The organism is Paenibacillus sp. Root444D2, assembly GCF_001426375.1.
Taxonomy (GTDB): Bacteria; Bacillota; Bacilli; order Paenibacillales; family NBRC-103111; genus Paenibacillus_E.
The window spans coordinates 19,683-44,861 of the sequence record NZ_LMEO01000008.1 but is presented as its reverse complement, the minus strand read 5'-3'; the positions used below and the strand labels follow the sequence as shown (position 1 = coordinate 44,861).

The 25,179-nt window shown below is 47.2% G+C and carries 21 protein-coding genes; 12 read left to right on the top strand and 9 right to left on the bottom strand.

Annotated elements, in window-relative coordinates; genetic code table 11:
• Positions 1–48: 48 nt before the first annotated feature.
• On the bottom strand, positions 49–735 hold the full coding sequence (locus ASD40_RS06730) for an ArsR/SmtB family transcription factor (RefSeq protein ID WP_057302566.1): 687 nt from the start codon (positions 733–735) through the stop codon (positions 49–51).
• 170 nt (positions 736–905) lie between these two features.
• On the opposite strand from ASD40_RS06730, the gene ASD40_RS06725 reads away from it, so the two are divergent.
• From ASD40_RS06725 to ptsP, 7 genes are all read left to right on the top strand, one after another.
• On the top strand, positions 906–1,790 hold the full coding sequence (locus tag ASD40_RS06725; RefSeq protein WP_057302565.1) for a DMT family transporter: 885 nt from the start codon (positions 906–908) through the stop codon (positions 1,788–1,790).
• A 210-nt stretch (positions 1,791–2,000) separates the two neighbouring features.
• Entirely contained in the window at positions 2,001–2,786 is a 786-nt protein-coding gene (locus ASD40_RS06720; protein WP_156389912.1) for a DeoR/GlpR family DNA-binding transcription regulator, read from the top strand.
• Positions 2,783–3,742 carry a 1-phosphofructokinase gene (gene pfkB / locus ASD40_RS06715; protein ID WP_057302563.1) on the top strand — a complete coding sequence of 320 codons (960 nt, stop codon included), beginning with the start codon at positions 2,783–2,785 and terminating at the stop codon, positions 3,740–3,742. The genes ASD40_RS06720 and pfkB overlap by 4 nt, the downstream gene beginning before the upstream one ends.
• A gap of 14 nt (positions 3,743–3,756) precedes the next feature.
• On the top strand, positions 3,757–5,130 hold the full coding sequence (locus tag ASD40_RS06710; RefSeq protein ID WP_057302640.1) for a PTS fructose transporter subunit IIC: 1,374 nt from the start codon (positions 3,757–3,759) through the stop codon (positions 5,128–5,130).
• Positions 5,131–5,202: 72 nt separating this feature from the next.
• On the top strand, positions 5,203–5,655 hold the full coding sequence (locus tag ASD40_RS06705) for a PTS sugar transporter subunit IIA (RefSeq protein ID WP_057302562.1): 453 nt from the start codon (positions 5,203–5,205) through the stop codon (positions 5,653–5,655).
• 15 nt (positions 5,656–5,670) lie between these two features.
• Positions 5,671–5,949: an HPr family phosphocarrier protein gene (locus ASD40_RS06700; protein ID WP_057302561.1), complete on the top strand. Its 279-nt coding sequence runs from the start codon at positions 5,671–5,673 to the stop codon at positions 5,947–5,949.
• 39 nt (positions 5,950–5,988) lie between these two features.
• The gene (gene ptsP / locus ASD40_RS06695) at positions 5,989–7,710 is read left to right on the top strand and encodes a phosphoenolpyruvate--protein phosphotransferase (RefSeq protein WP_057302560.1); all 1,722 of its coding nucleotides are present in this window, start codon (positions 5,989–5,991) and stop codon (positions 7,708–7,710) included.
• A gap of 47 nt (positions 7,711–7,757) precedes the next feature.
• Here ptsP and ASD40_RS06690 read toward each other — a convergent pair whose 3' ends face one another.
• Entirely contained in the window at positions 7,758–9,368 is a 1,611-nt protein-coding gene (locus ASD40_RS06690) for an S-layer homology domain-containing protein (protein WP_057302559.1), read from the bottom strand.
• 892 nt (positions 9,369–10,260) lie between these two features.
• Between ASD40_RS06690 and ASD40_RS06680 the strand changes: the two genes are divergently transcribed.
• The 3 genes from ASD40_RS06680 (at position 10,261) to ASD40_RS06670 (ending at position 12,963) form a co-directional block, all read left to right on the top strand.
• On the top strand, positions 10,261–10,968 hold the full coding sequence (locus ASD40_RS06680; protein ID WP_057302557.1) for a FadR/GntR family transcriptional regulator: 708 nt from the start codon (positions 10,261–10,263) through the stop codon (positions 10,966–10,968).
• A gap of 58 nt (positions 10,969–11,026) precedes the next feature.
• Positions 11,027–12,256 carry an MFS transporter gene (locus tag ASD40_RS06675; protein WP_057302556.1) on the top strand — a complete coding sequence of 410 codons (1,230 nt, stop codon included), beginning with the start codon at positions 11,027–11,029 and terminating at the stop codon, positions 12,254–12,256.
• Between the two features lie 131 nt (positions 12,257–12,387).
• Positions 12,388–12,963, top strand: coding sequence for a nitroreductase family protein (locus tag ASD40_RS06670; protein WP_057302555.1), 576 nt, complete (start codon positions 12,388–12,390; stop codon positions 12,961–12,963).
• An 83-nt stretch (positions 12,964–13,046) separates the two neighbouring features.
• On the opposite strand, the gene ASD40_RS06665 is transcribed toward ASD40_RS06670, so the two are convergent.
• The 7 genes from ASD40_RS06665 to ASD40_RS06635 all read right to left on the bottom strand — a co-directional run bounded on the left by ASD40_RS06665 (position 13,047) and on the right by ASD40_RS06635 (position 23,095).
• Entirely contained in the window at positions 13,047–13,958 is a 912-nt protein-coding gene (locus ASD40_RS06665; RefSeq protein ID WP_057302554.1) for a pseudouridine-5'-phosphate glycosidase, read from the bottom strand.
• Between the two features lie 7 nt (positions 13,959–13,965).
• Complete coding sequence (locus ASD40_RS06660) at positions 13,966–15,066, bottom strand: carbohydrate kinase (RefSeq protein ID WP_057302553.1); 1,101 nt, start codon at positions 15,064–15,066, stop codon at positions 13,966–13,968.
• A 161-nt stretch (positions 15,067–15,227) separates the two neighbouring features.
• Complete coding sequence (locus ASD40_RS06655; protein ID WP_057302552.1) at positions 15,228–15,617, bottom strand: hypothetical protein; 390 nt, start codon at positions 15,615–15,617, stop codon at positions 15,228–15,230.
• A gap of 143 nt (positions 15,618–15,760) precedes the next feature.
• Positions 15,761–18,364 (bottom strand): Ig-like domain-containing protein, encoded by a 2,604-nt coding sequence (locus ASD40_RS06650; protein WP_057302551.1) that lies wholly within the window; start codon positions 18,362–18,364, stop codon positions 15,761–15,763.
• Positions 18,365–19,103: 739 nt separating this feature from the next.
• The gene (locus ASD40_RS06645; protein ID WP_057302550.1) at positions 19,104–20,393 is read right to left on the bottom strand and encodes a glycoside hydrolase family 18 protein; all 1,290 of its coding nucleotides are present in this window, start codon (positions 20,391–20,393) and stop codon (positions 19,104–19,106) included.
• A 183-nt stretch (positions 20,394–20,576) separates the two neighbouring features.
• A complete protein-coding gene (locus ASD40_RS06640; RefSeq protein WP_057302549.1) occupies positions 20,577–22,451 on the bottom strand; it encodes an alpha/beta fold hydrolase in 1,875 nt (624 codons plus the stop codon).
• A 62-nt stretch (positions 22,452–22,513) separates the two neighbouring features.
• Positions 22,514–23,095, bottom strand: a complete 582-nt coding sequence (locus ASD40_RS06635; protein WP_057302548.1) for a TetR/AcrR family transcriptional regulator — start codon at positions 23,093–23,095, stop codon at positions 22,514–22,516.
• A gap of 109 nt (positions 23,096–23,204) precedes the next feature.
• Between ASD40_RS06635 and ASD40_RS38155 the strand changes: the two genes are divergently transcribed.
• Together ASD40_RS38155 and ASD40_RS38150 are read left to right on the top strand one after the other, a co-directional pair.
• Positions 23,205–23,978: a hypothetical protein gene (locus ASD40_RS38155; protein WP_057302547.1), complete on the top strand. Its 774-nt coding sequence runs from the start codon at positions 23,205–23,207 to the stop codon at positions 23,976–23,978.
• 10 nt (positions 23,979–23,988) lie between these two features.
• Positions 23,989–24,444 carry a hypothetical protein gene (locus ASD40_RS38150; RefSeq protein WP_057302546.1) on the top strand — a complete coding sequence of 152 codons (456 nt, stop codon included), beginning with the start codon at positions 23,989–23,991 and terminating at the stop codon, positions 24,442–24,444.
• The last annotated feature ends 735 nt before the right edge of the window (positions 24,445–25,179 follow it).

Genomic DNA, 25,179 nt, shown 5'->3' with positions numbered 1-25,179 from the left:
GTGAACGGGGGCTGTTGTGGTTCCTGAAATTTATGTATTCGTTAGGAGTCACAGATCAACACCGAATTCATCGCGAAGCCCTTGCAGACCTTCAGGAGTGATGCGCACAGCCCGACTATCGGCCAGCCGTTCAATCCAGCGAAGTTCGAATAGCCGGCGTGTGAGAGCAGCGCCAAGCGTACCCGAGATATGATGACGGCGCTCGCTCCAGTCGAGGCATTGCCGTGCATAATGGCGCCTGCGTTTGCGGTCTTCCTCGACCTCGACGCCGAAGCGTTCCAGTCGCTGCTTACCCGCAGGGCTGAGGATGAAATCCTTGCCTGCCTCCTGCAGCAGGCCTAATTCAAGAAGCCGGTCCGTCAGGGCTACGCCAATCTGGCCGGCTATATGATCATAGCAGGTGCGCGCATAACGCAGCGCCCTTAGTTGATCTGATTCGCGCAGCGAGCGAATCGGCTTCGGGGAGGCGATCGCTTGCAGCGCCTCCAGGGCATAGGCCACCTCGGCGTTAGCCAGCCGGTAGTACTTGTGCCGTCCATACGACTCATGGACGAGCAGTCCGCCTTCCACCATCTTCGATAGGTGGGAGCTTGCTGTCTGAGGCGTTATGCGCGCGAATCGTGCTAGTTCGCTGGCGGGCAGCGATTTGCCGCCGAGAAGATTCAGCAAAATCGTGATGCGTGATGGTTCGCCTATCAGTGAAGCCACTTCCACAATATTTGGATTCGCACACATCCATATTAGCCTCCGTTTCATACAATCATACTTCGATACAGAACGAAATCAATTCAGTTTATAATATATATACAAAGATAAGTATTACAGTCATACTTCGATAATAAACGAAATTTCAGTGTGAAGACAACAATCATCCTGAACGTGTATGCAATCTATGGGAGGATAATATGAATCGCTATTTATTTGGATTAATGGTTGTTGTCACAACATCACTGATGGGATCTTCATTCGCTGTCGGTAAAATGGGTTTGGCCTATTTCTCACCTCTTTTGTTGGTAGGCTGCCGCTTTACGCTGGCAGGACTAATTATGGCTCTGTTTGTGAGAAAAAGACCGCGTCCAGGTGATCTTCGAGACTGGAGCAGAATCATGAGCGTGGGGCTCTTCCAAACAGCCGGCGTCATGGGTTGCATTTTTCTAAGTTTACGCACGATTACCGCTGGGGAGTCTTCGATTCTGACTTTCACCAATCCACTGCTTGTCATCGTGCTGGGAACGCTGTTTCTAGGCGCAAAATACCGAATATCCCAATGGATGGGTGTCATGATCGGTTGTGCTGGTGTGTTTATCACGCTGGGTGTTCACATGCAGTTGCAAACGGGTACGCTGCTTGGGATGGGCTCTGCGATATCGTGGGCTATCTCCACACTGCTCGTTAAGAAATGGGGAGCCAGTTTCGATGTGTGGGTCCTAACCGCTTACCAAATGCTGTTCGGTGGTCTCCTTCTCCTTGTTATGAGTGTGATCATAGAAACTCCGAAGCTAATCCTAGGCGTATCCGCCGTGTTGATTCTATTGTGGCTTGCAATCATGGCTTCTATCGTGCAATTCGCTTCATGGTTCTTCTTATTGAAACAAGGGGATCCTGGTAAAACGAGCGCTTTCTTATTTCTCGCCCCGTTCTTTGGGGTTGTATCAGGGTGGCTGCTGCTTGGTGAAGTCATAGAATGGTTCGTGTATGTAGGGGGATCACTCATCCTTATCGGTATTTTTTTCGTGAATTGGACGTTTTCATCCCGAACTCGGAGAAAAGCGAAAGTGACCTCATCATAGCAGCTTCTAAAAACCCACCCTTTTGAGGGTGGGTTTTTCATTCGCGGCAGCTTATTATGTTGTAATCAAATATGACTAATATGAAAGAAATTACCTCCGGAAAGCGCTTTACAAATAAATATCGATCACATATAATCATAAATGAGAGTAAACAATCAAATGCATGACCGTATATGCGCAAATATATGAAATGGAATAGGGGGGGTCGTGATGCTGTTTGAGGAAGAACGTCAGCAGAAGATCGCCGATTATGTTCAAGTGAAAGAGCGTGCGTCCGTTCAAGAGCTGGCTCAGCATTTTCAGGTGTCTGAATCAACGGTCCGCAGAGATCTGAAGATCCTTGAGGAAGAAGGCAAGCTTCGCCGTACGCATGGAGGAGCTGTAGCTTTTGTCAGTGACAATTCAGAGCCTACTTTTGTGGAAAAAGAAGATCGCTATCGTTTACAAAAGGAGCTGATAGCCAAAGAAGCCGCTTCTATGGTTCGAGAAGGCGATTCCATCATACTCGATTCGGGAACTACAACGTATTATTTGGCTAAAGAATTGAAAACATTCAAAAAGCTTACGGTAGTAACCAATTCCGTTGCGGTAGCTCAAGAATTGTCTGCCAATACAGGAATCGATTTGATTCTCACGGGCGGCACCTTGCGTCATGAAACGTTGGCGATGGTAGGTCCGTTAGCTGAGAAGGCGCTGGAAACTGTGCATGTTGATAAAGCCTTCGTGGCTATCAATGGTCTAGACCCTGTCATTGGATTGACAACACCGAATATGTTAGAGGCCTCTACCAAAAGGGCTTTCTTCCGTTCAACTAAGCAAGTGATTTTACTCATGGACCACAGCAAATACGGAAGAGTATCTTTTGCTAAGGTTGCGGCATTATCCGAGATTGACCAGCTGTTGACGGATGACGGTATATCGGACAATGCACTGAAAGAGCTTGATACGGCTGGGGTTACCGTTACCGTCGTACAGACAGGTGGGAGGAAGTCATGAAGCTGCCTGTCTTAACGATTACATTGAATCCGGCCTTAGATAAAACGGTAACGGTAGAAGATTTTGTTCTTGGCGGGTTGAACCGGATTAAAGAATGGCGAATGGATGCTGGAGGTAAGGGCATCAATGTTGCCAAAGTACTGAAGAATTTTTCCGTTGATGTGACGGCTTGGGGCCTGTGTGCAGGGCGCCAGGGGAATGTGCTGACGGATACACTTTCGAGTCTAGGCATCCCGAATTGGTTTGTTCAGGCCAAGGGTGAAACGAGAACGAACCTGAAGCTGTATGTGGAACATACCCGGGAAACAACGGAGTTGAATGAGCCAGGTTTTACGGTAGACGAAGACGTATTAAGTCAATTTCTTGATCGTTTCAGAAACGATGTTAGTCACGTTGCGTTAGTTGTCTTGGGGGGCAGTTTGCCAAAGGGAATACCGAGTGATTTCTATAAGACACTTATCCAAATTGCCAATGAGGCAGGTGTACGGACCGTATTGGATGCGGATGGTGAGTCTTTCGTCCATGGTATTGAGGCAGTTCCCTACGCGATCAAACCGAACATTCATGAGCTGGAGTCGTTCTTCGGAGAGTCCTTCCGGACAGATGAAGAGATTATCGATGCGGCAAGAAGATTAATCGTTAAAGGAATTGCTTACGTGGCTGTTTCTTTAGGTGGAGAGGGATCGATTCTTGTAACGGAGACGGAGGCCATTCGCGCCAAACCTGCTCCAATTACTCCCCTAAGTACAGTGGGGGCTGGGGACTCCATGGTAGCCGCGCTCATTTATTGCATGCTGCATGGCATGTCGCTGGAAGAAGCTGCGAGGTGGAGCTCAGCTGCAGGAACCGTAACGGCTTTGAAGCCAGGAACACAAGTTTGTACGCTTGCTGAAGTGGAAGAAAAACTGGGTAGTGTGAACATATGGTCTATTCCAAAAACAACAAATTCGAATTGAAGGCGGGGGCGTCTATGAAAAAGATTCTTGCTGTTACTGCTTGTCCAACCGGTGTTGCCCATACGTACATGGCTGCTGAATCCTTAGCAAAAGCAGCTAGAGAAAAGGGTATTTCGATTAAAGTAGAAACCAGAGGAGCTGTCGGTGTAGAAAACGAGTTTACTGAGCAGGAGATTGCTGAGGCACATGCCATTATTGTAGCTGCGGACACGGATGTATTAGAATCCCGTTTCGCTGGAAAGCCGGTTGTTAAAGTCCCTGTGGCGCAGGCGATCAAAAATCCGGTAGGCCTTCTCGATGAAGCGTTGAACAAAGAAGCAGCCTCTGCGGGTGATTATCTGAAGCAAGTAGAGCAGTCGAAATCACAGCGCAGCGCTTCACGAACCGGAGCCTATAAGCATCTGATGACAGGTGTTTCAAACATGCTTCCTTTGGTTGTCGCTGGCGGATTGCTAATTGCACTTTCTTTTATTTTTGGAATTGAGGCTTTTAAAGAACAGGGTACATTTGCCGCAGCTTTAATGGACATTGGCGGCGGAGCAGCTTTTGCTTTAATGGTACCGATCTTGGCAGGATTCATCGCCTTCTCCATTGCGGAAAAGCCGGGCTTGGCGCCAGGTCTTGTTGGCGGGATGCTCGCTTCAAAAATGGGAGCAGGTTTCCTTGGCGGAATCATCGCCGGATTTCTTGCGGGTTATGTCGCGAAATTGTTGAAAGATTATATCAAGATGCCTAAGAATTTTGAAGGCTTGAAACCTATTCTAATTATTCCTTTACTAGCTACCGGAATTACTGGACTTTTAATGATATATGTCATTGGAGAACCTGTAAAAGCAATTATGGATGGTTTAACGGTATGGCTCAAATCGCTCGGATCCACGAATGCCGTATTGCTCGGTCTTCTACTTGGAGCGATGATGGCATTTGATATGGGCGGCCCTGTGAATAAAGCGGCGTATACGTTCGCTGTAGGGTTATTGGCCAGCAGTGTATATGGTCCAATGGCAGCAGTAATGGCTGCTGGTATGACACCTCCGCTTGGTTTGTGGCTGGCAACGATATTAGCTCCGAAGAAATTTACGAAGGAGGAGCGGGATGCCGGTAAAGCAGCTTCTGTTCTGGGAATTTCATTTATCACGGAAGGTGCCATTCCGTTTGCCGCAGGCGATCCGTTCCGCGTGATCCCTTCGATCATGGTCGGCTCCGCTTTAACAGGCGCTCTATCCATGCTGTTCGGTGCTACTTTGCGCGCGCCTCATGGAGGGATTTTCGTCCTGCCGATCCCGAATGCCGTCAGCCACCTGGGTATGTATGCTCTTGCTATCGTAGCAGGGACTGTTGTTACAGCCATCATGCTGAATATATTGAAGAAGTCTGTAAAAGACTAAAATTTTACACCAATTAAAACTAATCACGCAGGGGGAATCTCTTCCCCCTTTACATTTAGGGAGGATACGAATATGAATATTCAAGAACTACTGAATGAACAAAGCATTTTGATTCCATTGGAAGCAACAAGCAAAGAAGAATGTATGCAATCCATGATCGACGGACTTGCAGCCGCTGGCTGTATTTCGGATAAAGCAGCATATCTGGAGGCGGTTTTGAAGCGGGAAGAAACGGGCTCAACTGGTATTGGTTTTGGGGTGGCTATTCCTCACGGGAAGTCGAACGGAGTCAGCAAGCCGGGTGTTGCTTTTGCCAAGTTGACACAGCCTCTTGATTGGAAATCTCTAGATGAACAGCCTGTTCGCATCGTCTTCATGATTGCTGTGCCGGAGGCTGCTGCTGGCAATGAGCATCTGCAAATTTTGATCGCGCTCTCCCGTAAGCTGATTAACGAGGAGTTCCGTGAAAGCTTATTGAAAGTAACTGATGCGCAGCAATTGATAACGATTCTACAAACCATCTAAGAGGAGAAGACAACCATGATTTCAAAAGAACTTACGATCCGGAACGATTCCGGCTTTCATATTCGCCCTGCCCAACTGTTTACGGAAAAGGCGGCATCTTTTCAATCAACTGTAAAGCTAGAATATTACAATGAGCCTAATAACGCGATCATTGACGGGAAAAGTATTCTTGGTCTTATGACGCTTGGGTTGGAGAAGGGTTCGGTCATTACCCTGACAACAGAAGGACCGGATGAACAAGCGGCGCTGGATGCTTTGGCTGAATTGGTGGAAAGCGGCTTTGGAGAAGTATAAGAACTGCTTATAGCAGCTTGAGGGATAGGAGATGCTAGCATGACGGAGAGAGTATTGCAAGGTCTCGGGGTATCTGCCGGCATTCGCACTGGTAAAGCATTCGTGTACGCTCCAGTGCGGCTAACGGACGTAGAGAAAAAGAAAACGCAAGATACCGATACCGAGGTTGAACGGCTTCGCAAAGCCAAAACAGCGTGCGAGGCTGAACTGCAAGTTCTGATTGAAAAGGCGCAGCGTACACTTGGGGAAGAAAAGGCTGTGATTCTGAAAGGGCAGATCAGCTTTTTGCAAGATCCAACCTTTTATCCACCTATGGAGAAATTAATTGTAAGCGAGCAGTGGACAGCGGAAAGCGCGATATATCAAGTGGTTACGCAGATTGCTGCTCTGTTCGAAAGCATGAAGAATGAATATATGCGGGAGCGCGCGGCGGATGTCCGGGATGTAGGAAACAGGATGTTTGCTCAGCTATGTGAACGCAAAGGAACACAGCTTTCCGATATCGGGGAGCCTGTCATTCTTGTAGCGGATGATTTGACACCTTCTGATACGGTTCAGTTGGACAAAAAATTGGTGCTCGGGTTTGTCACTCGTATAGGCGGCAAAACTTCCCACACGGCTATTTTGGCCAATTCTTTAGGGATTGCAGCGATCCTTGGGTTGGGGGATGGGATAGATCAGATTCAGCATGGAGATGAGCTTCTCATTGATGGCTCGACTGGAAACTGTATCTTAAATCCAACAGCGTCAACCAAAGAATCCTACCATGCTCTCATGCAGCGGGATGAAGCCGAGAAGGCAGAACTGCTGGCTTATGTTGATCGAGACGCTGTCACGAAAGACGGATTCCGTGTCGAACTGGCAGCAAACATCGGTACGGTGGAAGAATCGGTAAGCCTGCTGAGCCAAGGTGCTGAAGCGGTAGGACTGTATCGTACAGAGTTTTTATTTATGGGACAATCTCAGATGCCTGACGAGGAAACCCAATATAAGGCTTACCGGCAGGTAGCAGAAGCAATGAAGGGACGTCCTGTTGTTATTCGTACGCTCGATATAGGCGGAGATAAGGAGCTTCCTTATCTGGATTTGCCGAAGGAGATGAATCCCTTTCTTGGCTACCGAGCCATTCGACTTTGTCTAGACCGTAAGGAATTGCTTATAACCCAGCTTCGTGCGATTTTGCGAGCGGGGGTTCACGGTGATGTGAAAATCATGTTTCCGATGATTTCGGGCATGGAAGAATGGCGTCAGGCGAAAGAAATCTATGAGCTGGTGCGTGAGCAGCTGAGCCAAGAAGGAGTCCCTTATGCGGATTCTGTAGAATTGGGAATTATGATTGAAATTCCGTCAGCAGCATTGCTCGCCTCCAGATTTGCCAAGGAAGTAGATTTCTTCAGCATCGGGACGAACGATCTTGTGCAGTACACAGTTGCTGTCGATCGTATGAATGAGAAGGTAGCTTATTTATACGATTATTTCCATCCCGCCGTCATTCGACTGATTAAGACGGTCATCGATGCTTCTAATGCTGTTGGCAAATGGAGTGGAATGTGCGGTAGTATGGCAGGTGACCCGATTGCAGCACCGCTGTTGCTTGGCTTAGGTCTGCATGAATGGAGTATGGCGGCTTCATCGCTTTCCAAGGTGAAGAAAGTGATTACGGATTTGAACCGCAGCGATTGCGAGTCGTTAGTTGAAAGGATTTTGGAGATGGACACGGCGGCCGAGGTTAGAGAGGCTTTGCTGGCGTTTAAGCCATAATTTAAAAAAACCGTCAGGGGCACCCTGACGGTTTTTCTTTGATATTATTAGTGCTTAAGTGTCACGTAGCTTGTTGTTTTTTCACCAGTTGGAGTTACTGCGGTTAATTCGAAGGAAGTTACATTGTCAGTCACTTTAACGTTTCCAGCCGCGTCAACCTCTACGGTTCCTACAGGTGTGCCGGCAGTTCCCTTAATATCATTCGTGATGAAAAGGGTGCCTAGTGCGAAATTATAGCCTTTAATGTCCGCACTTGTATACTTAATACCGTAGTTATCTGTGATGGAAAGATCCATTTCCGTAAAAGCATTGAAGTTATAAACGCTGCCTGTTACCGTCTTCTCAATGGAAGTTTGTCCTGCTTTTATTTCCTTGGCAGTGATCGCGTCGCTTTTAACCGTGACAGTAACGTGTAATTGCTTTGCGTCGCCATTTCCAATTTGGACAATGACACTGATATCCGCTGTTCCCGGCTTGTTACCCAGAACGTAAGCATGATGGTCAGCAGTAAGGCCAACTTTAGCAATGCTAGAATCAGAGGAATGAACGGATTGAACAACCCCAGGGATTGCAATAGGATCTCCACTAGCTGATGTTACTTTAATTTCAATTTCTTTAGCTAATTTACTTTTTGTTGGATCTTCAGCAGTTGCTTTGTCAACGAGACCGTTTGATCCTGTTGCTGCATCTGTTAAACCGCTATCGAGCACACTAGCTAATGTGTAAGTGCCGCTAATCGAAACGTTTCCTGTGCTAGGAGCTGTAACGCTAAAGCTGCCAGTTGTTGTTTGGACAGTGGAAGCGTCGAGTCCGCCAAGCGTAACCGTGTAATCACCCGCAGCAAGCGCTACGTTGGCTGTTAATGTTGCCGATTGGCTATCACTAGCCCATTCTGTTGTCGTAGAGACAACCGTTGAACCATTTTTCAAAGTGAGCGTTGCTTTGCTAGCATCTACCTTTTTATTGAAAGTAACTTGAACCTTCTTATTGTCGGAAGTAGAGGCTTGCGTTTTTGTAATCGAAATGAGTGTTTGATTCCCGAAAGCTTGCTGAGCTGAATAGGAGCTTAGAACAAGGTCAGCGCGGTTGGCAGCCTGGTCGCCAGATTTGCTAGTAGGGTGAATACCAAGTTCTGTTGCTTGTTTCACAGCGTCTGTGTACCAAGGTGAACCTGTCATGGAAATCTTTTTGCCTAAGCCTTTAAGTAGGACAGTATCCAGTTGAGCTGTCGTTACAGAATCGCCGGGCATGAAAGTGGTGTCGGTAACACCGTCTATGAGGCCTGCTTTTTTGGCGGCTTCAATATAAGGGATAGCCCAGCCATTTGCTGCATCGTTGACATTAACATCGGAGAAACTGGACACCTTAACGGTTGGCTCAACAGTGATGTTGTAGATCAATACGGCTACTTTGGCAAATTGAGCACGAGTCATATTTTGCGTAATGCCAAATGTGTTGTCCGAGACGCCTTCGAAAATACCAGCTGCAATCATCGCATCAATCTTAGCTTTAAACGCGGCATCACTGCCGGCCAAATCTGTGAAATCAGCACTTGTTTTGGCTACAGCAGCGGAAGCTGGAAGAGAAAGTGCAGCTGAAGTAAATAAGGAGAAAGCCATTGCGGCCGTCGCGATCATCGTGAGTTTCGTGGATTTCATAGTACCTCCTAAGGTTAATTATATAATTATGAATCTAGCAAACTATCGTTCATCTTCTGTTGCTATAACTATACCTTGCATGATGGAGTACGTCATTGTCAAATTCTTGGCTCAGCAGGGGAGTGCTAAGGGGGTTTGGTTGATTGGAGTGAGAATGATAAGTCGATTGAAGAATGAGAATGATAAGTGAGATTGAAGAATGAGAATGATAAATAAGAATGATAAATAAAATTAGAATGATAGATGAAAATGATAATGAAATGAAGACTGAGAATGATAGATGAAAATGAAAAATGAGAATGATAAATGAAGAAGCTTGGATGATGTGCAATGCGCATAAGGAACACCCAAAACACTAAAGGTAACTTCGATGGTTTTCACACGCTAAAAAGACACATATGTCTCATACATATAGGTGAAAAAGGGGCTTCCGAATTTTTATTTCGAAGACAAGTTGTACAATGTACAACAATTTGCTTCATTTCTTCTGGGCAAGTTAAGGATTGTTGTATGTCGTACAACAATTTATCCGATTTAGAGGCAATAGAGTTACTTTTGGCTGGAATTGTTGTATTTTTTGCAACAGTTGCGTGGAAAAGGCCGATTTTCTTGCATAATGTTGCATAAAATACAACATTAGAATGGATGAGTAAGCACATACGCAATGGGGGTAGCTTGCTTCAAAATGACTATATGCCTTGGGCGCAACCTTCTACGCAGCAACCTTTACAATACTCTCGCACAAGAGCAACATAAGCCGTGTTTTCAGTCGATTTAAGGCACTCATATAAGGAAGGAGGCAACCGTGATCTTTGTACGGAGCCCCATTGTAAAAAATAGGATGAAAATCCAAGCTCACCTATGCTATACTCAACAAACAGGAGATGATCTGATGAATTCCAAGATGTCATTCCAGCCGCTAAATCGCCCTAAATTGGTTGACGATGTTGTTAATCAATTGCAAAAGAAAATATCGGAAGGCGAAATGAAGCCGGGCGACAAGATTCCAACGGAACCCGAGCTGATGCAGCAATTCGGTGTCGGACGTTCGACGATCCGTGAAGCGGTCAGAGTGCTTGTTCATGCGGGTCTGCTCGAAAAGAAGCAGGGCTTCGGCACTTTTTTGACGGCTAACACCGGTATGCAGGAACCGCTTGATCATAGGCTTCGCAGAGCCGAGATTCTGGAGGTCTATGAGGTAAGAAGGATGCTCGAGCTGGAAATCGCCCGATTAGCCGCGGAGCGCCGCGATGATCATGATCTTGAGCAGATGCGCAGCGCACTGGATCAACGGTCGGAAGCGCTGGAGAAAGGCGATACGAGCACCTATCTGAACTCTGATGTAAAGTTCCATCTGTCCATAGCTATCGCCAGCAAGAACAGCGTTGCCATCGACCTGTACCGGACTTTCTCAACCGTTCTCCTCGAAACGTCATACAAATTGGTGAGTGTCGAGAGTCCACATGATTCCCACAATCTCCAGCATGAAAATATGTATCAGGCGATTAAAGACAAGGATGTATCGGCTGCCGAATACTGGACCAAGCAAAATCTAGATGATACGGTCAGCCAGCTTAAAAAGTATGTTAACCAGGAGTAGCTTTATTCTCCTCTAATTTTAAACATCAGATGATATGATGAAAGGGGTTTGAGATCACATGTCCGTATCAAACAATGCCCGTAATAGTACCGTTTATGCTATTTTATTTTCAATAAGCTTGGTCCATTTGTTGAATGATGCGATTCAATCCGTTATCCCTGCGGTTTTCCCGATTCTACATGATTCATTGCAGCTCAGCTTTACACAAATCGGGTGGATAGCCTTCACGTTGAATGTGACGGCCTCGATGTTTCAACCCTTAATTGGTCTGTACACAGACGCGAAGCCGAAGCCATTTCTGCTTCCCGCAGGTGTGTTTTTCTCCCTTATGGGAGTGATTGTCTTGGCTGTGGCGTCATCGTTCGTGCAGGTTATATTAGCCGTCATTCTGGTTGGTCTGGGCTCTTCTGTCCTTCATCCGGAAGCGTCGCGTGTGGCCTATTTGGCTGCTGGGCCTCGCAGAGGACTGGCGCAGTCGATCTTCCAAACAGGCGGTAACATCGGGCAGGCTTTGGCTCCTGTCTTTACAGCCCTAATTTTTGTACCGTTTGGTCAATTCGGTATCATCTGGTTTTCATTTGTCGCTGCGGCGGCGATCGTTGTTCAGTTTTTCGTGGCCAAATGGTATCGAAAGGCGGGAAGCCGTCCATCCACAGCCAACAAAACCGGGGGTATCCGAAAGAAGCTCCCTCGAAAAATGGTTGCGTATGCGATATTTATTCTAATCATGCTGCTATTTTCTAAGTTTGTTTATGTGGCCAGTATGACAGGGTTCTATGCCTTTTATTTGATCGAACATGACCAGCTTTCGGTCGAAAGAGCGCAGCTTTTCATTTTCACCCTGCTTGCTGCCGGAGCTGTAGGTACTTTCATGGGTGGACCTTTAGCGGATCGTTTTGGGAGACGTAATATGATCTGGTTCTCTATTCTAGGCACTGCGCCGTTCTCGCTGCTTCTGCCATATGCCAATTTGTTCTGGGCAGGTGTTCTTTGTGCGTGTATCGGGTTTATTTTGTTATCCGGCTTTTCCGTCATTGTCGTTTATGCACAAGAGCTGCTGCCAGGCAAGGTGGGTACAGTTTCTGGATTGTTCTTCGGATTGGCCTTTGGTTTAGGCGGGATCGGATCAGCTGTGCTGGGAACGCTGGCTGATGCAACAAGCATCACCTTTGTTATTAAGCTCTGTGCCTTTTTACCGTTAATTGGGTTATTGGCAGCCTTCCTTCCGACAGATAAAAAGCTGAATTTGCACGATATTGAGCTGCCGCAAACAGCAGTGAAAGCATAAAGCATGATTCATTAAGCTGCAAGGAAAAGCTCATAGCTACTAGGACGATGCTTCCGATGTAGGTTTGCAGTGGGAGCTTGGGTCGTGCAACAATAGAGAGAGAATAAGCAAAAGGGAGAGGAGTGGGGTTCATGGAAATAAAAGAAGCGATTCGCCATCGCCGCAGTATCGGCAAGGTTAAACAGGATCCTGTAGACAAGCCGCTAATCGAACAAATCCTTGAAGCGGGGACTTGGGCGCCTAACCATTGTCACACAGAGCCATGGAGGTTCTGGGTCATGACTGGAGAAGGCAGAGGATTGCTTGGTCGAGGCTACGCTGAGGTTGCCGCTGCTGAAGCGGATCCAATGCTCTCTGAGGAGGAGTTATCCAAGCTGAAAAGCGCTCAGGAGAAGAAAGCGTTCCGAGCGCCTGTCGTTATTGCCGTGGCCGTAACACCCTCAGTGAAGCCTGTAGTTCCGGAGATCGAGGAATATGCGGCAGCACATGCCGCAGTTCAGAATATGCTGCTTACAGCGCACGCACTAGGCCTAGGAGCAGTATGGCGGTCGGGTGCACCTACCTATCATCCGAAGATGCGTGAAGCGTTCAGTTTAGCGGGAAAAGAGGAGCTGGTCGGATTCATCTACATCGGCTATCCAGACATGGCTCCTCCTAAGGCGCAGCGGGTGCCGTTCGAGCAGAAGACGGTTTGGGTTAGCGAGTAGCCCCAAATATAAGAAAAGACTATTTTTCACGTTTAACTGTGAAAAATAGTCTTTTTCTGTTATGACAACAAGAGCGTCATAACTTATTTCTTAAGCGCAACCGCAACCTGCGCGGCCGTTTGCGCGTTGTGGTAAACGAGCGCGATGTTCGTCTCCAAGCTGCGGCCTTCGGTCAGCTGTTTGATGCGCGCTAGCAGGAAAGGCGTGACCTTCTTGCCGGTCACGTTTTGATCTTTGGCCTCAGCCAGCGCTTGCTGGATGACGCCTTCGATCTCGTTATGGTCCATTGCGGATTCCGCAGGGACCGGATTGGCAATGATGGCGCCGCCGGCAAGGCCCAGCTCCCACTTGGTGCGGAGCATGGCCGCAACCTCGGCTGCCTCATCGAGGCGGAAGTCAACGCCGTAGCCGCTTTCGCGGGCGTAGAAGGATGGGAACTCGCTCGTTTTGAAACCAACCACGGGTACGCCGTGGGTTTCCAAATACTCGAGAGTGCGGCCAATATCGAGGATCGACTTCACGCCTGCGCAGACGACAGCGACGTTCGTTTGAGCCAACTCCGTCAAGTCAGCGGAGACGTCCATTGTCACTTCACCTTCGCGGTGAACACCGCCGATACCGCCGGTAGCGAACACTTCGATGCCGGCAAGCGCAGCGCCGATCATCGTTGCCGCAACAGTCGTTGCGCCGATTTTGCCGGACGATAGGATGTAAGGGAAGTCACGACGGCTAACTTTTTCTACATTAGCTGTTGTCGCGAAAGCCTCAAGCTCCTGCTCGTTCAAGCCGATTTTGATTTTGCCATCCATAATGCCAATCGTTGCTGGAACAGCGCCGTTATCGCGGATGATTTGTTCCACTTTTTTGGCCATTTCAATGTTCTGCGGATAAGGCATCCCGTGGGAGATGATCGTTGTTTCCAAGGCTACGATTGGCTTATTGTTCGCCAGAGCATCTTTCACTTCGTCGGTAAATGTCAGGTAGGATGTGTTCATAATAGGTTCAGTCTCCTTTAGTTATCGATTGTATGGTTTGTAGAAGTCGCTCTTCGGTTAGCTCACTTGCTACAGATTGATTGGTTTGAAGCGTAATATGTGCGGCAGCGAGCCCATAGGAGCATGCGTCCATAAAGGTATGTTGATGCATCACACCATAAGCGATACCAGCGACGAGAGCATCGCCTGCGCCGGTTACTTCCACGACATGGGTAGGAATAGGAGGGAAGAACCGCTCGCCTTCCTCGCCAGCATACATGACACCCGCGCTGCCAAGTGTAATGATTACGTGTTTCACACCCCGTGCCTGAATAGCTCTAGCCAGCTTGGCGTAATCTTGATCGGTTTCTACCGAGGGACCAGCAAGTAATCGAGCTTCTTCCAGGTTAGGGAAGATCGCTGTAATACCATGAAGCTCCTGCGGGAGCTTTTTCGCTTTTTCGGAAGAGACGGGGTCGATGAATAGCGTGATGCCTTCTTCTTTACAGCGCTTAATTAATTCTTGGAGCGTATCCGCAGGCAAATTCGTATCGGCAATGATCAGCTGGGAAGCCGCAATATGGGACCATTTGTCCATCAAAAGCTGAGGTGTACATTTATCGTAAATTTCCATGTTGGCAAAAGCCAAAAACATCTCGCCCGTGGCATCAAGCAGCGCCGTGTAAGTCCCCGTTTTCTCGCCCTGTAGGACAATCGTTTGGCTGACGTCGACACCGCGCTTTCGTGTTTCATCAAGCACCCACTGACCAGCCTTATCGTCACCGACAACGGTTACGAGGGCAGTCCGGCAGGATAAACCAGCTAGTGTATCCGCGATATTGCGAGCCACACCGCCGCAGGACTCGGTGACCGTTACCGGATTCGAGGAGGCCAGTCGAATGGCCTGCTTGCTGGTAGCTTTACTGTCTAGGTTCGCGCCGCCGATACACATGACGGTTTGCTCATCAGATGTGACATAGGCTCGGCCTCGGATCGTACCTTTCTTGGTCAACGCAGCGATATAGCCGGCAACAGCAGATCGGGAAATGCCTATGGCACTGGCTATTTCAATTTGGGAGATGAATGGATTTTGACGTATTAGTGCTAAAATTTGCTGTTCACGATCCATGAAAAGCTCCTTTCAAACGAATAACTGCCTTTAGTTTAACGCAATTGAAAACATGTGTCTATGATATAAACAAATGTCCATAAACAATTTAGCGAAACAGAAAAAAGCCTTCCCCTAAACCGGGAACAAGGCCTCTCTTTAACCAACCTTCACATGTCACATTAAGAAGTCCGGGAACGTTTGCCGAGTCCAAGCAGTCCGATTAAACCAAGCAGTCCTAGGTAATTCCACCAAGGCGAAGCTTTGTCGTGCGCTCCGTTTGCTGCCTGGGTATGGACCTTTAAAGCCTTCATCGAAGTAGGCGGTGTAAGCCCATATCCAGCCGCATGACTGTTCATGCTGCCCGTTTTACGCAAATTAGCATCCGCGCCAGGCATGCCGAACGGATTCGTGTCAAAGAACGTCGGTGAGCCTTGTTTGGCGGCTTCCCAACTATCTACTTGCGAAATCATTTGCTGGTTAGGGGAATGCATACGATAGTGATGTGCCCCAAGGAGAGCCGAGATTGACAAAAAAGAAATCAGACCCAGCTTCATAAATCTGGAAACCATGATCCATACCTCCAAGACTTGTTGAATTGGTACTGTAAGTGTAAGTATGGATATATTCCCCTAAGAGCAAGAACTTATGCTTTTTTCTGTAAATTGAGAAAAACCGCTGTTCCCCAATTTGGGAAACAACGGTTTCATTGGTATTACTTCGTAACTGTCACTTGTACGGTCGTTCTCATGTTGGAATACGTGACCGTAATTCTAGCAGACCCTTTGCCGGTTGCTCGAATGATACCATCTTTCACATCAGCAATCATGATATTCGACGATGTCCATAGTGCAGGTTTGGTTACATCTTCTTCGGACCCGTCTGTGTAGGTAGCCAACGCCTCAATCTGAGCCGTTTTGCCTTCTTGCAGCTCGATTTTGACGACATCTGTTTTCAAATATTTCAGTGAATCGATTTCCACGGGAATAGCGACCATTTTGCCGCCGAAGGACCCGGTGATCGTTGTTTTTCCTGAACCAGTAGCAGTGAAAAGCCCATTCGTAACAGTTCCTAGTTTATAGGCCATGACTTTCCATGCTGCTGTTTCCGTGACATCTTTGGTAGTGCCGTCCGCTAAAGTAGCGGTTAATTTCACTTGTACTTGCTCGCCGCTTTTGGTGACGATGAAAGATTTATCAGCGACTAGTGTCTGAATCACGCCGATTTCAACCGGAATGGATACACTTTTACCGCCATAAGTTGCGGTTATGGTTGCTTTACCTCGGGAAACCGATGTTACAACACCTTTGGTTACTGACGCGATGGTGGTGCTGCTTGATTTCCACTCAGCCTCATTAGTTACAGTGCGTGCTGCGCCGCTAGCATCTGTAGCCGTCAATACGATAGATCTTGTTTCATTCAAGTCAAAAACTAAATTGGTAACATTCGCCGATAGATCGCTGGCCATATCGACTGTGACCGAGATTGTAACTGTCTTGCTATCCAGCTGCGCGGTCAGAGTCGTTTCTCCTGAAGCTACAGCTTTTACTTTACCTCCGTCAACAGTGGCTGCTTTGGGATTACTGCTCGTCCAGATGACATCTGCGGCTGCATTGCTATTCTTGGTATCATCGGTATATATAGCTTCTGCTGTTAAAGTAACGGAATCACCTTTTTTCATAACTAGCTTTTCTTGACTGACCGTCAAGCTTTTCAGTACACCAACCGATACTTGAATACTAGTTGTGCGTGTACCGTATTTCCCTGTAATCGTTGCAGTGCCGGTTGAAATCCCTGTGATTTCACCGCCCCGTACTTCGGCGATATCTTTGGAGCTGGTCGTCCATTCTGCCAGGGATGTAACATCCAATTCTCTGTTATCTTTGAAATAAGCGGTTAACGTGACTTTGTCGGACCCGCCTTTTTGTAAATTAACAGCTTTTTTACTTGCTTTGATGGTCGTAGGGATATCGACTTCGACTTTGGTTGTCGTAGTCTTGCCGCCGTATTTAGCGGTTACCGTGGCTTCACCGGATTTATAAGCTTTAACTAAACCCTTACTTACAAATGCAACGGAGTCGTTATCCACGCTCCAAGTCGCGCTATCTGCGATGGTATTGTCGCTCGTACCATCGGCATAAGTAGCCGTCAGAGTAAGGGCGGGAAGCACTTGACCTACTTGCATAGAGAGCAGGTCGGTACTAACGACTAAACGGCGAGGAACTTCAACATCAACGTTAGCTGTAACTACTTTATCACCGTATTTGGCATAAATCGTCGCTTCACCAATGGATATGGCAGTCAGCTTACCTTTGGTAACTTGGACGATATCTTCATCACTTGAAGCCCATTCAGCGCGATCTGTAAAGTTAACGGGTGTAGCGCTGTCGATGTAGGTAGCTTCTAATTTCAGATCTTTAATTGCATTTTTCTTCATTAAGACATTTGGTTGATCTAATGTGAGTTTCAACGTACTGTCCACATCAACTTTAACCGTTGTCGATTTAGTGCCGTATGTAGCAGTTAAATTAGCTGTACCTACACCGTAACCTTTAACGGAACCATTAATGACATCAGCAACGTTCGGTTTATCAGTGGTCCATACTGCTTTAGCGGAGATATCAGCGTTTGTACCATCTGGGTAAGTAGCGTTCAGTACGATTGGTTCTGTTCCATTAAGCAGTAAGGATATACTGGATTTCACAGCATCAATACGTCTTACAATTTCAACATCGACTGGCAATGTCAGGGATTGATTCATATATTTAATCGTAATCGTTGCACTGCCGGGATTTTGTCCCTTCACTAAACCATTCGTTACGGTCGCAATGGAGCTCGTATCGACGGTGTAATCAGCCTTGCTCGTTACATCTTCGGACGTGCCGTCGTCGTAAAAGGCTGTAATCTTAACTTGATCAGTCGCATTAAGGCGGAGAGCCAGGGACTGTTTATCTTTGGTTAATGATTTTACCTTTTTGCTAACATCGACGTTAACGATTACGGTCTTACCCATATACGTGGCAGTTATCACGGCCTTGCCTTCTTTTTTGGCGGTTACCACACCCGCATAGACGGAGGCAATATCGGTCGAACCGGAATTCCAATCGGTTTTGACGGTTGCATTCTCGGTAGAGCCGCTTACGAAGATAGCGGTTGCCGTCAGATTGGCTGTATCTCCGACTTGCAAAGCAAGTTCGTTTTTATTCAGGACGAGCTTAGAAATCTCATCAGCTGCAAAAGCGGTTCCTGTCACTAAGGATTGAGTAGCTAGAATAAAAATAAATACCAAGGATAACCACTTACTGTGTCTAGACTTCATTTCTCTCGTTCCCTCCATTGTTGTTCCTCTACGATTTATAAATTGAAAATTATGGAACGCTACTATTATCGGAATATAGAGGGTTAAAATGAATAGTTGTCATAATAAATACCCAAATACATCCATCGAATCATAGTTTTAAATTCCATACTTGCTAGCAAGCTTGTGCCCCACGCCCTTCCCATTTGATGATCATAAGGATTGCAGATGAATATAAGTTAGACCAATGTAATTGGTAAAAATTACTTAAGCTTAGACGGGAGGCTGTAAACAAAGGTTGCAGCAAGTTATTATTCTTTACAAAGGCAGGCTTAGGCCAGAAAAAAGAATTGTCCCAAAAGTAAAAGGGTGCAGAAAACAAAAAAAATGAGGTGGCAAGGTTATTCTTGCCTTCTCATTTTTTGTTTTGTCTCGATTTCAAGGGAAAGTCTCACCGGAACTTTCGTTAGGGGAACGTCGATTCGTTATTTTGGGAAACCTGCGATAGAAATCGAAATAGAGGAACATGAGAACGCTATTTGCTCAAAATGAACAATCCGGAGGCACAAAAACGATAAATAGCGCATCGTCGTTCCTCTTCCTCATGAATTCGGGTGTTTTGCGTCCAAATAGCGGATCGACGTTCCCTCGGGTGAACTCTGGTTGCCATAACTTGGTGAAGTAAATGAGAGATTACATCCAAAAATGGCTTAGTGGGATAACCTTTTTACTACTTTGTGGATCCGTCATTTCCATCCGACTAAGATCGTTTCACGACTTTGAAATTTTCCTCAAGGAGCAGCCAGTTTTGCGGAAATTTAAGACCAAGCTTCCAGTAACTAATCCCGCGTAAGCCAAGCTCTTTCAATAAGCGGAATTTCGCTTGAATCGAGCGCGCGTCCTCGAACCAGACGGTGTGTTCCTTGCCAGCATCGTCCCAGTAGTTGAAATGCGGGGCTTGCGCCGTGTAATCGTATAGGATCTGCGCATTATACTTGCGGGCGAGATCAATAGCCGCTTGCGGAGAGACAGCCTTAGCAAAGGCGCCGCCTTTGACATAGGGCAACGTCCAGTCGTACCCGTACAGATTTTGACCCATCATGACTTTGGAAGCGGGCATCTCGCTAATGGCATATTCCAGCACTTTGCGCACGGGTCCGATGGGGGAGACGGCCATAGGGGGGCCACCGCTGTAGCCCCACTCGTACGTCATGATGACAACGAAATCGACGATCTGGCCATGCGCTCTGTAATCATGCGCAGAGTACCAGGCGCCGACTTGAGCGGCGCTTGTTTTCGGCGCGAGTGCCGTAGACATTAAATAACCTTCTTGATGGAGTTGTGTCGCGGCTTTACGTAGAAAGCGATTGTAGGCATCACGATCATCGGGGAACAGATGCTCAATGTCAAAATGGATATCGCGGAATCCATATTGCTTGGCAGTACTTTTAATAGTTTGAAGCAGATGATTCTGAACGGTTTCGTCGGTGAGGATGATATGTCCGAGCTCAGCGCTGAATTGATCATGTTCGAGATTGGTCACAACCATCATCAAGGTGACGCCATGCTGTGAGGCAATCCCGCGAAGATCATCCAGCTGCGGAGCTTCGAGGGTGCCGTCCCGTTTAATACGGAAGCTGAATGGAGCTAAGTACGTAAGATGAGGAGCGGCTTCCTTGGCGGATTGAATGAGAACGGGCGATACGTCAGACCCGCGAGGCTCTAAATAGGCATTCACTTCTGCTTGCGTACGAGGGGTTGGCGGGATATAGAGACGAAAGCCTACAGGTAAAGATTGATACAAGGTTAGTCTATTGACGGAGGCGAGGGTTTGCAGGTCGATTCCGAGTTTTCGGGCAATCAGATAGAGCCCTTCACCGGGCTGTACCCAGTAGAACGAGCCAACAATCGGAATGACCAATGCCTGTCCGATGACCAGGGATTGGCTGGGGGTCATCTCATTGGCTGATGCGATCGTATCTATCGACACTCCATACGTTTGCGAAATGCGGTATAACGTCTGTCCCTTCTGGACAACGTGGATTTGCATAGGGGTTCCTCCCTTTCTTCGTAAGCAAAGGCGTTACATGCGAGCCTACTTTTTCCTTTACCTTATTCGAAGAGAAGGAATTGGGTGTATGTCTATTGGAAAATGTCTGCTGGAAAAAAATCGAAGAACTCGATTGACATCATGCCTCGCTGCGGCAGAAGAATCGAGCTCTTGCAGTAAAAGCTATAGACCTTGCTGCCTCAGGAGCTGAGCGGTTAGCACCGGATGCGAGATAGGGAAGTGGTGAGCAGCCGCTATCTCCACCGTGCGCGCGGAGCGAAAGCGCTCCGGCAGGCGGTACGCCCGATCCTGGGTTCCCCACAGGATCGACGCCTCACCCAGCAGCCACGCACCGGGCTGCAGCTGTGCAAAGCTCTCTGCGCGCGTCAGCGCAGAGAGGGTCTCCGCAGTCGTCTTCCGCACACGCGGCGACTGCAGCTCGGCCAGGACATAAGTGACATACGCAGGCGGTATGTCACTTATGTCCGTGAAGCAGCTCTGCGCCAGCAGCTGCTTCCGCAAGCTCGCCGCGCGCAGCGTGCGCAGCGCGGCTTCGTTGAATCGAGCGCTGCGGTACCTCCGCGCAGCGCTGTGCAGTGCAGGCTGCAGCAGATGCAGCCTGTGGATCTGTTCCGGTACGCGAGCGTAGGCGTGGGCGGCGAGCAGTCCGCCCAGCGAGTGCCCCACGAGCGTAACCGGGGTCTCGAAAGACCGAATCGCCCGGACAAGCGATTCGATATGCCCTTCTATCACGTCCGCACCGTGGTGATAGGGCGAACGGCCGAAGCCTGGGAGATCGACCAGGCAGACGGAAGACTCAGGGAATTGCTCGGCAAGCGGAAGCAAGCAGTCAGCTCCGCTTAAAGTGCCATGAACGAACAGGATCGGAGGCTTTCCCTTGTCTGATCCCACTCGTTCCAGTGTGGCCAAAGGCCCTCTTTTACCCCGTATATATCCATCTGCCTGAGGGTGGGAATGAACGAGACGAAAGTCGAGATCCGAGATGGTATGGGGCATAATCGAGGCGTTAATCGCGTGCCCCAATCCGTACTTTCTCTGCATGTCTTGTGCGGCAGTTAGGGGATAGACCTGATTAACATCCACGATGAAATCGAGGGATTCCTTAGGAATTCCGATTTTCCGTCCAAGAGGACTCCCCAGAATCTTTGACAACCATTTAGGTGAGATCGCTCCCCATGGTTTACTGACACGAAGTTCCTTGGCTATGCCTGACACGAGCTCTGTCATCGAGGGACTTTGCTTCTTCTCATCCAGTAAGTAGTAGGTTTGACTAACGGGATTCGATTCCTTCGCTAGAGCGCTAATGAACTCAGCAGCGTGATCAACATGAAAGAGAGGCAGCCAATGGGAGTTACCACCGGGTGTGATACTCATCAACCTACGCGCGGTGGCCTGCACGAGAATACCGAGCCCGCCTGTTTGCGGGGTATCCCCATTCTCTGAGCTGCCAATAAGAACGCTTGGATGGACGACAGATAGAGGAAAGTTTAGCTTCTTCGCTCCTTGGCGAATGCGCAAATCAGCTAGAAATTTCATGAGCTCGTAAGGAGATTCCTTCTCTAAACTAGCGATGATAGGTGCTGGATTGCGGATATTATCAGCTGTAAAGGGACTTTTGAAGCCGACTAGATGGATGAAATGCTGCAGAACCTTGCGCCTATGAATTTGCGATGCCAAACTTAGTAATTCCTCGGCGGCTTGCAGGAAAACCGCACGGGCCTCGGCCTCCCCGATCCGAATATCCATCGGTCCACCTGCGTGAATGATAACATCTGCCGTTAGCACTGACGCCTTGTCATGCGCGCTTAATCCAAGGCCGGGTAAGCTTAAATCTCCTATAACCGGGGAAATTCGCTCATTTCCCACGCTAGTTTCCCTCTGACCATCACCGCTAAGCCCGCCTAATTGCTTGCGGATCTGCTCCCATCGAGCTTTGGAACGAACGAGCACCGAAACGGTATGATCCTCACGGGATAGCTGCTCTAATGTTTGTGTTCCTATGAACCCTGTACCGCCTGTGATGAAAATATGTGTCATCTTAATTGCCTGCCCTTCATTGTTATTTTAGTACTAATTAGTACTAGTTGTGGTTAAAAAAATTACTTTAGCAACAAGGCTAAAGTAGAAAGAGTTTGATCCAACATGGCTGGATCTTGGTTTGCATGCTGCAGGAACAGCCCGCCTTCAATCGTCGAAACGATCAATTGAGCCGTGGCTTTTGTCGGCAGAGTGGATGTAAACTCCTTGTTATGAACACCCTCGATGAGCAGGGCTTCCACGGTAAGTATTTGGTCCCGGAAAAAAACGCTCACTTTCTCCCGGAGTACATCTGCATCAAGCGGCATCTGTGTGTAGAGCGTGAGAAACGGGCATCCGCCTAAGGAAGTCCATTCAAGTCCTGTCAGCACTTGTAGGAGAGCAGTGAAACGCTCCTGCACACTTAACTCCGAACGTGACACGGTCTCCTGGATCATCTCGTTATAGGTGTGAATAAGTTGTTCGAGAATTGCGGTCAACAGGTCTTCTTTGCTTTTGAAATAATAATAAATATTTGTTTTGGACACTTTGCTCACGGCAACGATTTCGTCCATGCTAGTTGCTAAGTAGCCTTTGGTCAGGAACAAATCCGTTGCCACTTGAATCACAAGATCACGGTTGGTTAATTTTTTTTGTTTTTTCATGAATAGTACTATACGGTACTAAAAATCAATTGTCAAATCCGAAATGTATATCTTACATGTGAAAGAAGATAATAGCATTATTGGAAACTGATTTATAAGGATGCTGCACATGAGAACCAAGCCTCGCCGTCAGATTGCATTCGTCAGTGTATTAGGCATTACTCAATTGCATTTGCGCAATCCCTTCATTATTGTATGGTGGGCCGCAGCCTTTCCGGGCTTTGGTCATTTATTGCTATCCAAGTATATTCGCGGCTTTATCCTTATTGGATGGGAAATGCTCATTAATTCCCAGATGCATTTGAATGAAGCGATCGTATACACCTTTACTTGTCAATTCGAACGAGCCAATGAGGTGCTGAATATTCGGTGGATGTCACTCTATGTGCCTGTATATTTATTTGCCATTTACGATAGCTATCGAACTACCGTGGATATGAATCATCAATTTATTTTGGCCAAGCGGGAAAAAGCCCCGATGGATTGTTTTAAGATGAGCAGTATGGAAATTAACTATTTAGATAAACGCTCGCCATGGCTATCGATGGTTTGGTCCCTGTTAATGCCGGGAATGGGACAGCTTTACGCCCACCGGATTATCAATGCTTTTTTTATACTGGTGACCTGGATTTCGCTTTCTTATTTGTCCCATTTGCTTGAAGGAATTCACTATTTACTCATGTGGGACTTAACACAGTCCGCCCGTGTAGTAAGTATGCATTGGCTTATATTTTTGCCTTCTCTATATGGTTTTTCCGTCTACGATGCTTATGTAAGTACAGTTGAATATAACAAGCTGTTTGATCACGAGCAGATTTCCATGCTGCAAGAGAACTATCAGCCTCCCCAATTTCCATTTCCTAAATCTTCGCTTCGAAAATGAGGGTTACACCATGCATGTAATAGCATCATTTGAACATTCGATCTACTTGGAGCTGGCGATCACTGCTCTTGAAGAAGCGGGTATTCCAAAGGAGCACATTTATGCTGTTTCTTTGCAGGGGAGACCCCATAGACCGAAGATGTTCGATACGATCCATCGTTCCGATGGCGTTAGTTTATTTGATGCGGGGACAGCCTTGGCAACGGCGTTCACGGTAATTGGCTCTACCTATGGCTTTATTTTAAAAGGTGGGGCCATTCTTTGGGGCCTTATTGGCGCAGCCGTGGGGTTCATCATTGGGGTTATCATTGATATCGTTCATAAAAAAAAGAAGAAGGGGAATCTCCCGTCCCGGAACAAAATAACCGAAGTTATTGTGCTCGTCGCTTGCGAACAAGAGGAAACGAAGCAAATTCAGGGTGTCTTCTGGGAGCATCATGCTTTTGGTGTAGCTATTTGTGATTGAATTTTGGTTGCGCAAAAACAGGATAGATTCATGCCGAGTTAATGCCTTCTCAACGCGCGCGTTATAGCACCGTCGCATAGCGGTGGTCAACCCCGAACGGGTTATTTTTGAAATAGTTGGATCAGAGAGGAGGCGAAGCTTACCTCTATTTAGCATGTTTAGTCATGCAATTTGCTGAGTTGAGTGAGATTGTGGGGAGAATGCCTAATCATTTGGTTAGTGACTATGGGTTGGAGTTGTTTGTAATTGAGTGGGATTGTGCGGATACGTGCGTAATCATTTGGTAAGTGAATATGCGTTGTAGTTGTTTGTGATTGAGTGAGATTGTGGATACGTTCATAAACACTCAGTAAGTGTCTATGCGTTCTTGGCGCTGGTGGTTTGTTTGATTTGTCTTGTCTTGTCTTGTCTTTCTCTGGTCTTGTCTGGTTTATCTAGGTTATGTGGTTATTTGTTTAATGTTTGTTTAGTTGAAATAGAGAATTAAGCAGCCAAGTTGTACAACGTACAACAATTTCTTTGATTTCTGCTTAGTAAGCTAAGGATTGTTGTATGTTGTACAACAATTTGTCCGTTTTAAAGGCTAAAGAGCTACTTTTGGCAAGAATTGTTGTATTTTTGAGTCAATTTCATAATAAAGTCCGATTTTTCCAAGTATGGATTCGGGAGAAATGCAGTTGAATAAGAGCCTTTAGAGACTGCTATTTCTTCATTTCCAGCGTATTTTGTAAAAAT

Bases quoted from the DNA above. Each gene is read 5' to 3' on its own strand.
- ASD40_RS06730 (WP_057302566.1), bottom strand. From the start codon at position 735: ATGTGTGCGAATCCAAATATTGTGGAAGTGGCTTCACTGATAGGCGAA.
- ASD40_RS06725 (WP_057302565.1), top strand. From the start codon at position 906: ATGAATCGCTATTTATTTGGATTAATGGTTGTTGTCACAACATCACTG.
- ASD40_RS06720 (WP_156389912.1), top strand. From the start codon at position 2,001: ATGCTGTTTGAGGAAGAACGTCAGCAGAAGATCGCCGATTATGTTCAA.
- pfkB (WP_057302563.1), top strand. From the start codon at position 2,783: ATGAAGCTGCCTGTCTTAACGATTACATTGAATCCGGCCTTAGATAAA.
- ASD40_RS06710 (WP_057302640.1), top strand. From the start codon at position 3,757: ATGAAAAAGATTCTTGCTGTTACTGCTTGTCCAACCGGTGTTGCCCAT.
- ASD40_RS06705 (WP_057302562.1), top strand. From the start codon at position 5,203: ATGAATATTCAAGAACTACTGAATGAACAAAGCATTTTGATTCCATTG.
- ASD40_RS06700 (WP_057302561.1), top strand. From the start codon at position 5,671: ATGATTTCAAAAGAACTTACGATCCGGAACGATTCCGGCTTTCATATT.
- ptsP (WP_057302560.1), top strand. From the start codon at position 5,989: ATGACGGAGAGAGTATTGCAAGGTCTCGGGGTATCTGCCGGCATTCGC.
- ASD40_RS06690 (WP_057302559.1), bottom strand. From the start codon at position 9,368: ATGAAATCCACGAAACTCACGATGATCGCGACGGCCGCAATGGCTTTC.
- ASD40_RS06680 (WP_057302557.1), top strand. From the start codon at position 10,261: ATGAATTCCAAGATGTCATTCCAGCCGCTAAATCGCCCTAAATTGGTT.
- ASD40_RS06675 (WP_057302556.1), top strand. From the start codon at position 11,027: ATGTCCGTATCAAACAATGCCCGTAATAGTACCGTTTATGCTATTTTA.
- ASD40_RS06670 (WP_057302555.1), top strand. From the start codon at position 12,388: ATGGAAATAAAAGAAGCGATTCGCCATCGCCGCAGTATCGGCAAGGTT.
- ASD40_RS06665 (WP_057302554.1), bottom strand. From the start codon at position 13,958: ATGAACACATCCTACCTGACATTTACCGACGAAGTGAAAGATGCTCTG.
- ASD40_RS06660 (WP_057302553.1), bottom strand. From the start codon at position 15,066: ATGGATCGTGAACAGCAAATTTTAGCACTAATACGTCAAAATCCATTC.
- ASD40_RS06655 (WP_057302552.1), bottom strand. From the start codon at position 15,617: ATGGTTTCCAGATTTATGAAGCTGGGTCTGATTTCTTTTTTGTCAATC.
- ASD40_RS06650 (WP_057302551.1), bottom strand. From the start codon at position 18,364: ATGAAGTCTAGACACAGTAAGTGGTTATCCTTGGTATTTATTTTTATT.
- ASD40_RS06645 (WP_057302550.1), bottom strand. From the start codon at position 20,393: ATGCAAATCCACGTTGTCCAGAAGGGACAGACGTTATACCGCATTTCG.
- ASD40_RS06640 (WP_057302549.1), bottom strand. From the start codon at position 22,451: ATGACACATATTTTCATCACAGGCGGTACAGGGTTCATAGGAACACAA.
- ASD40_RS06635 (WP_057302548.1), bottom strand. From the start codon at position 23,095: ATGAAAAAACAAAAAAAATTAACCAACCGTGATCTTGTGATTCAAGTG.
- ASD40_RS38155 (WP_057302547.1), top strand. From the start codon at position 23,205: ATGAGAACCAAGCCTCGCCGTCAGATTGCATTCGTCAGTGTATTAGGC.
- ASD40_RS38150 (WP_057302546.1), top strand. From the start codon at position 23,989: ATGCATGTAATAGCATCATTTGAACATTCGATCTACTTGGAGCTGGCG.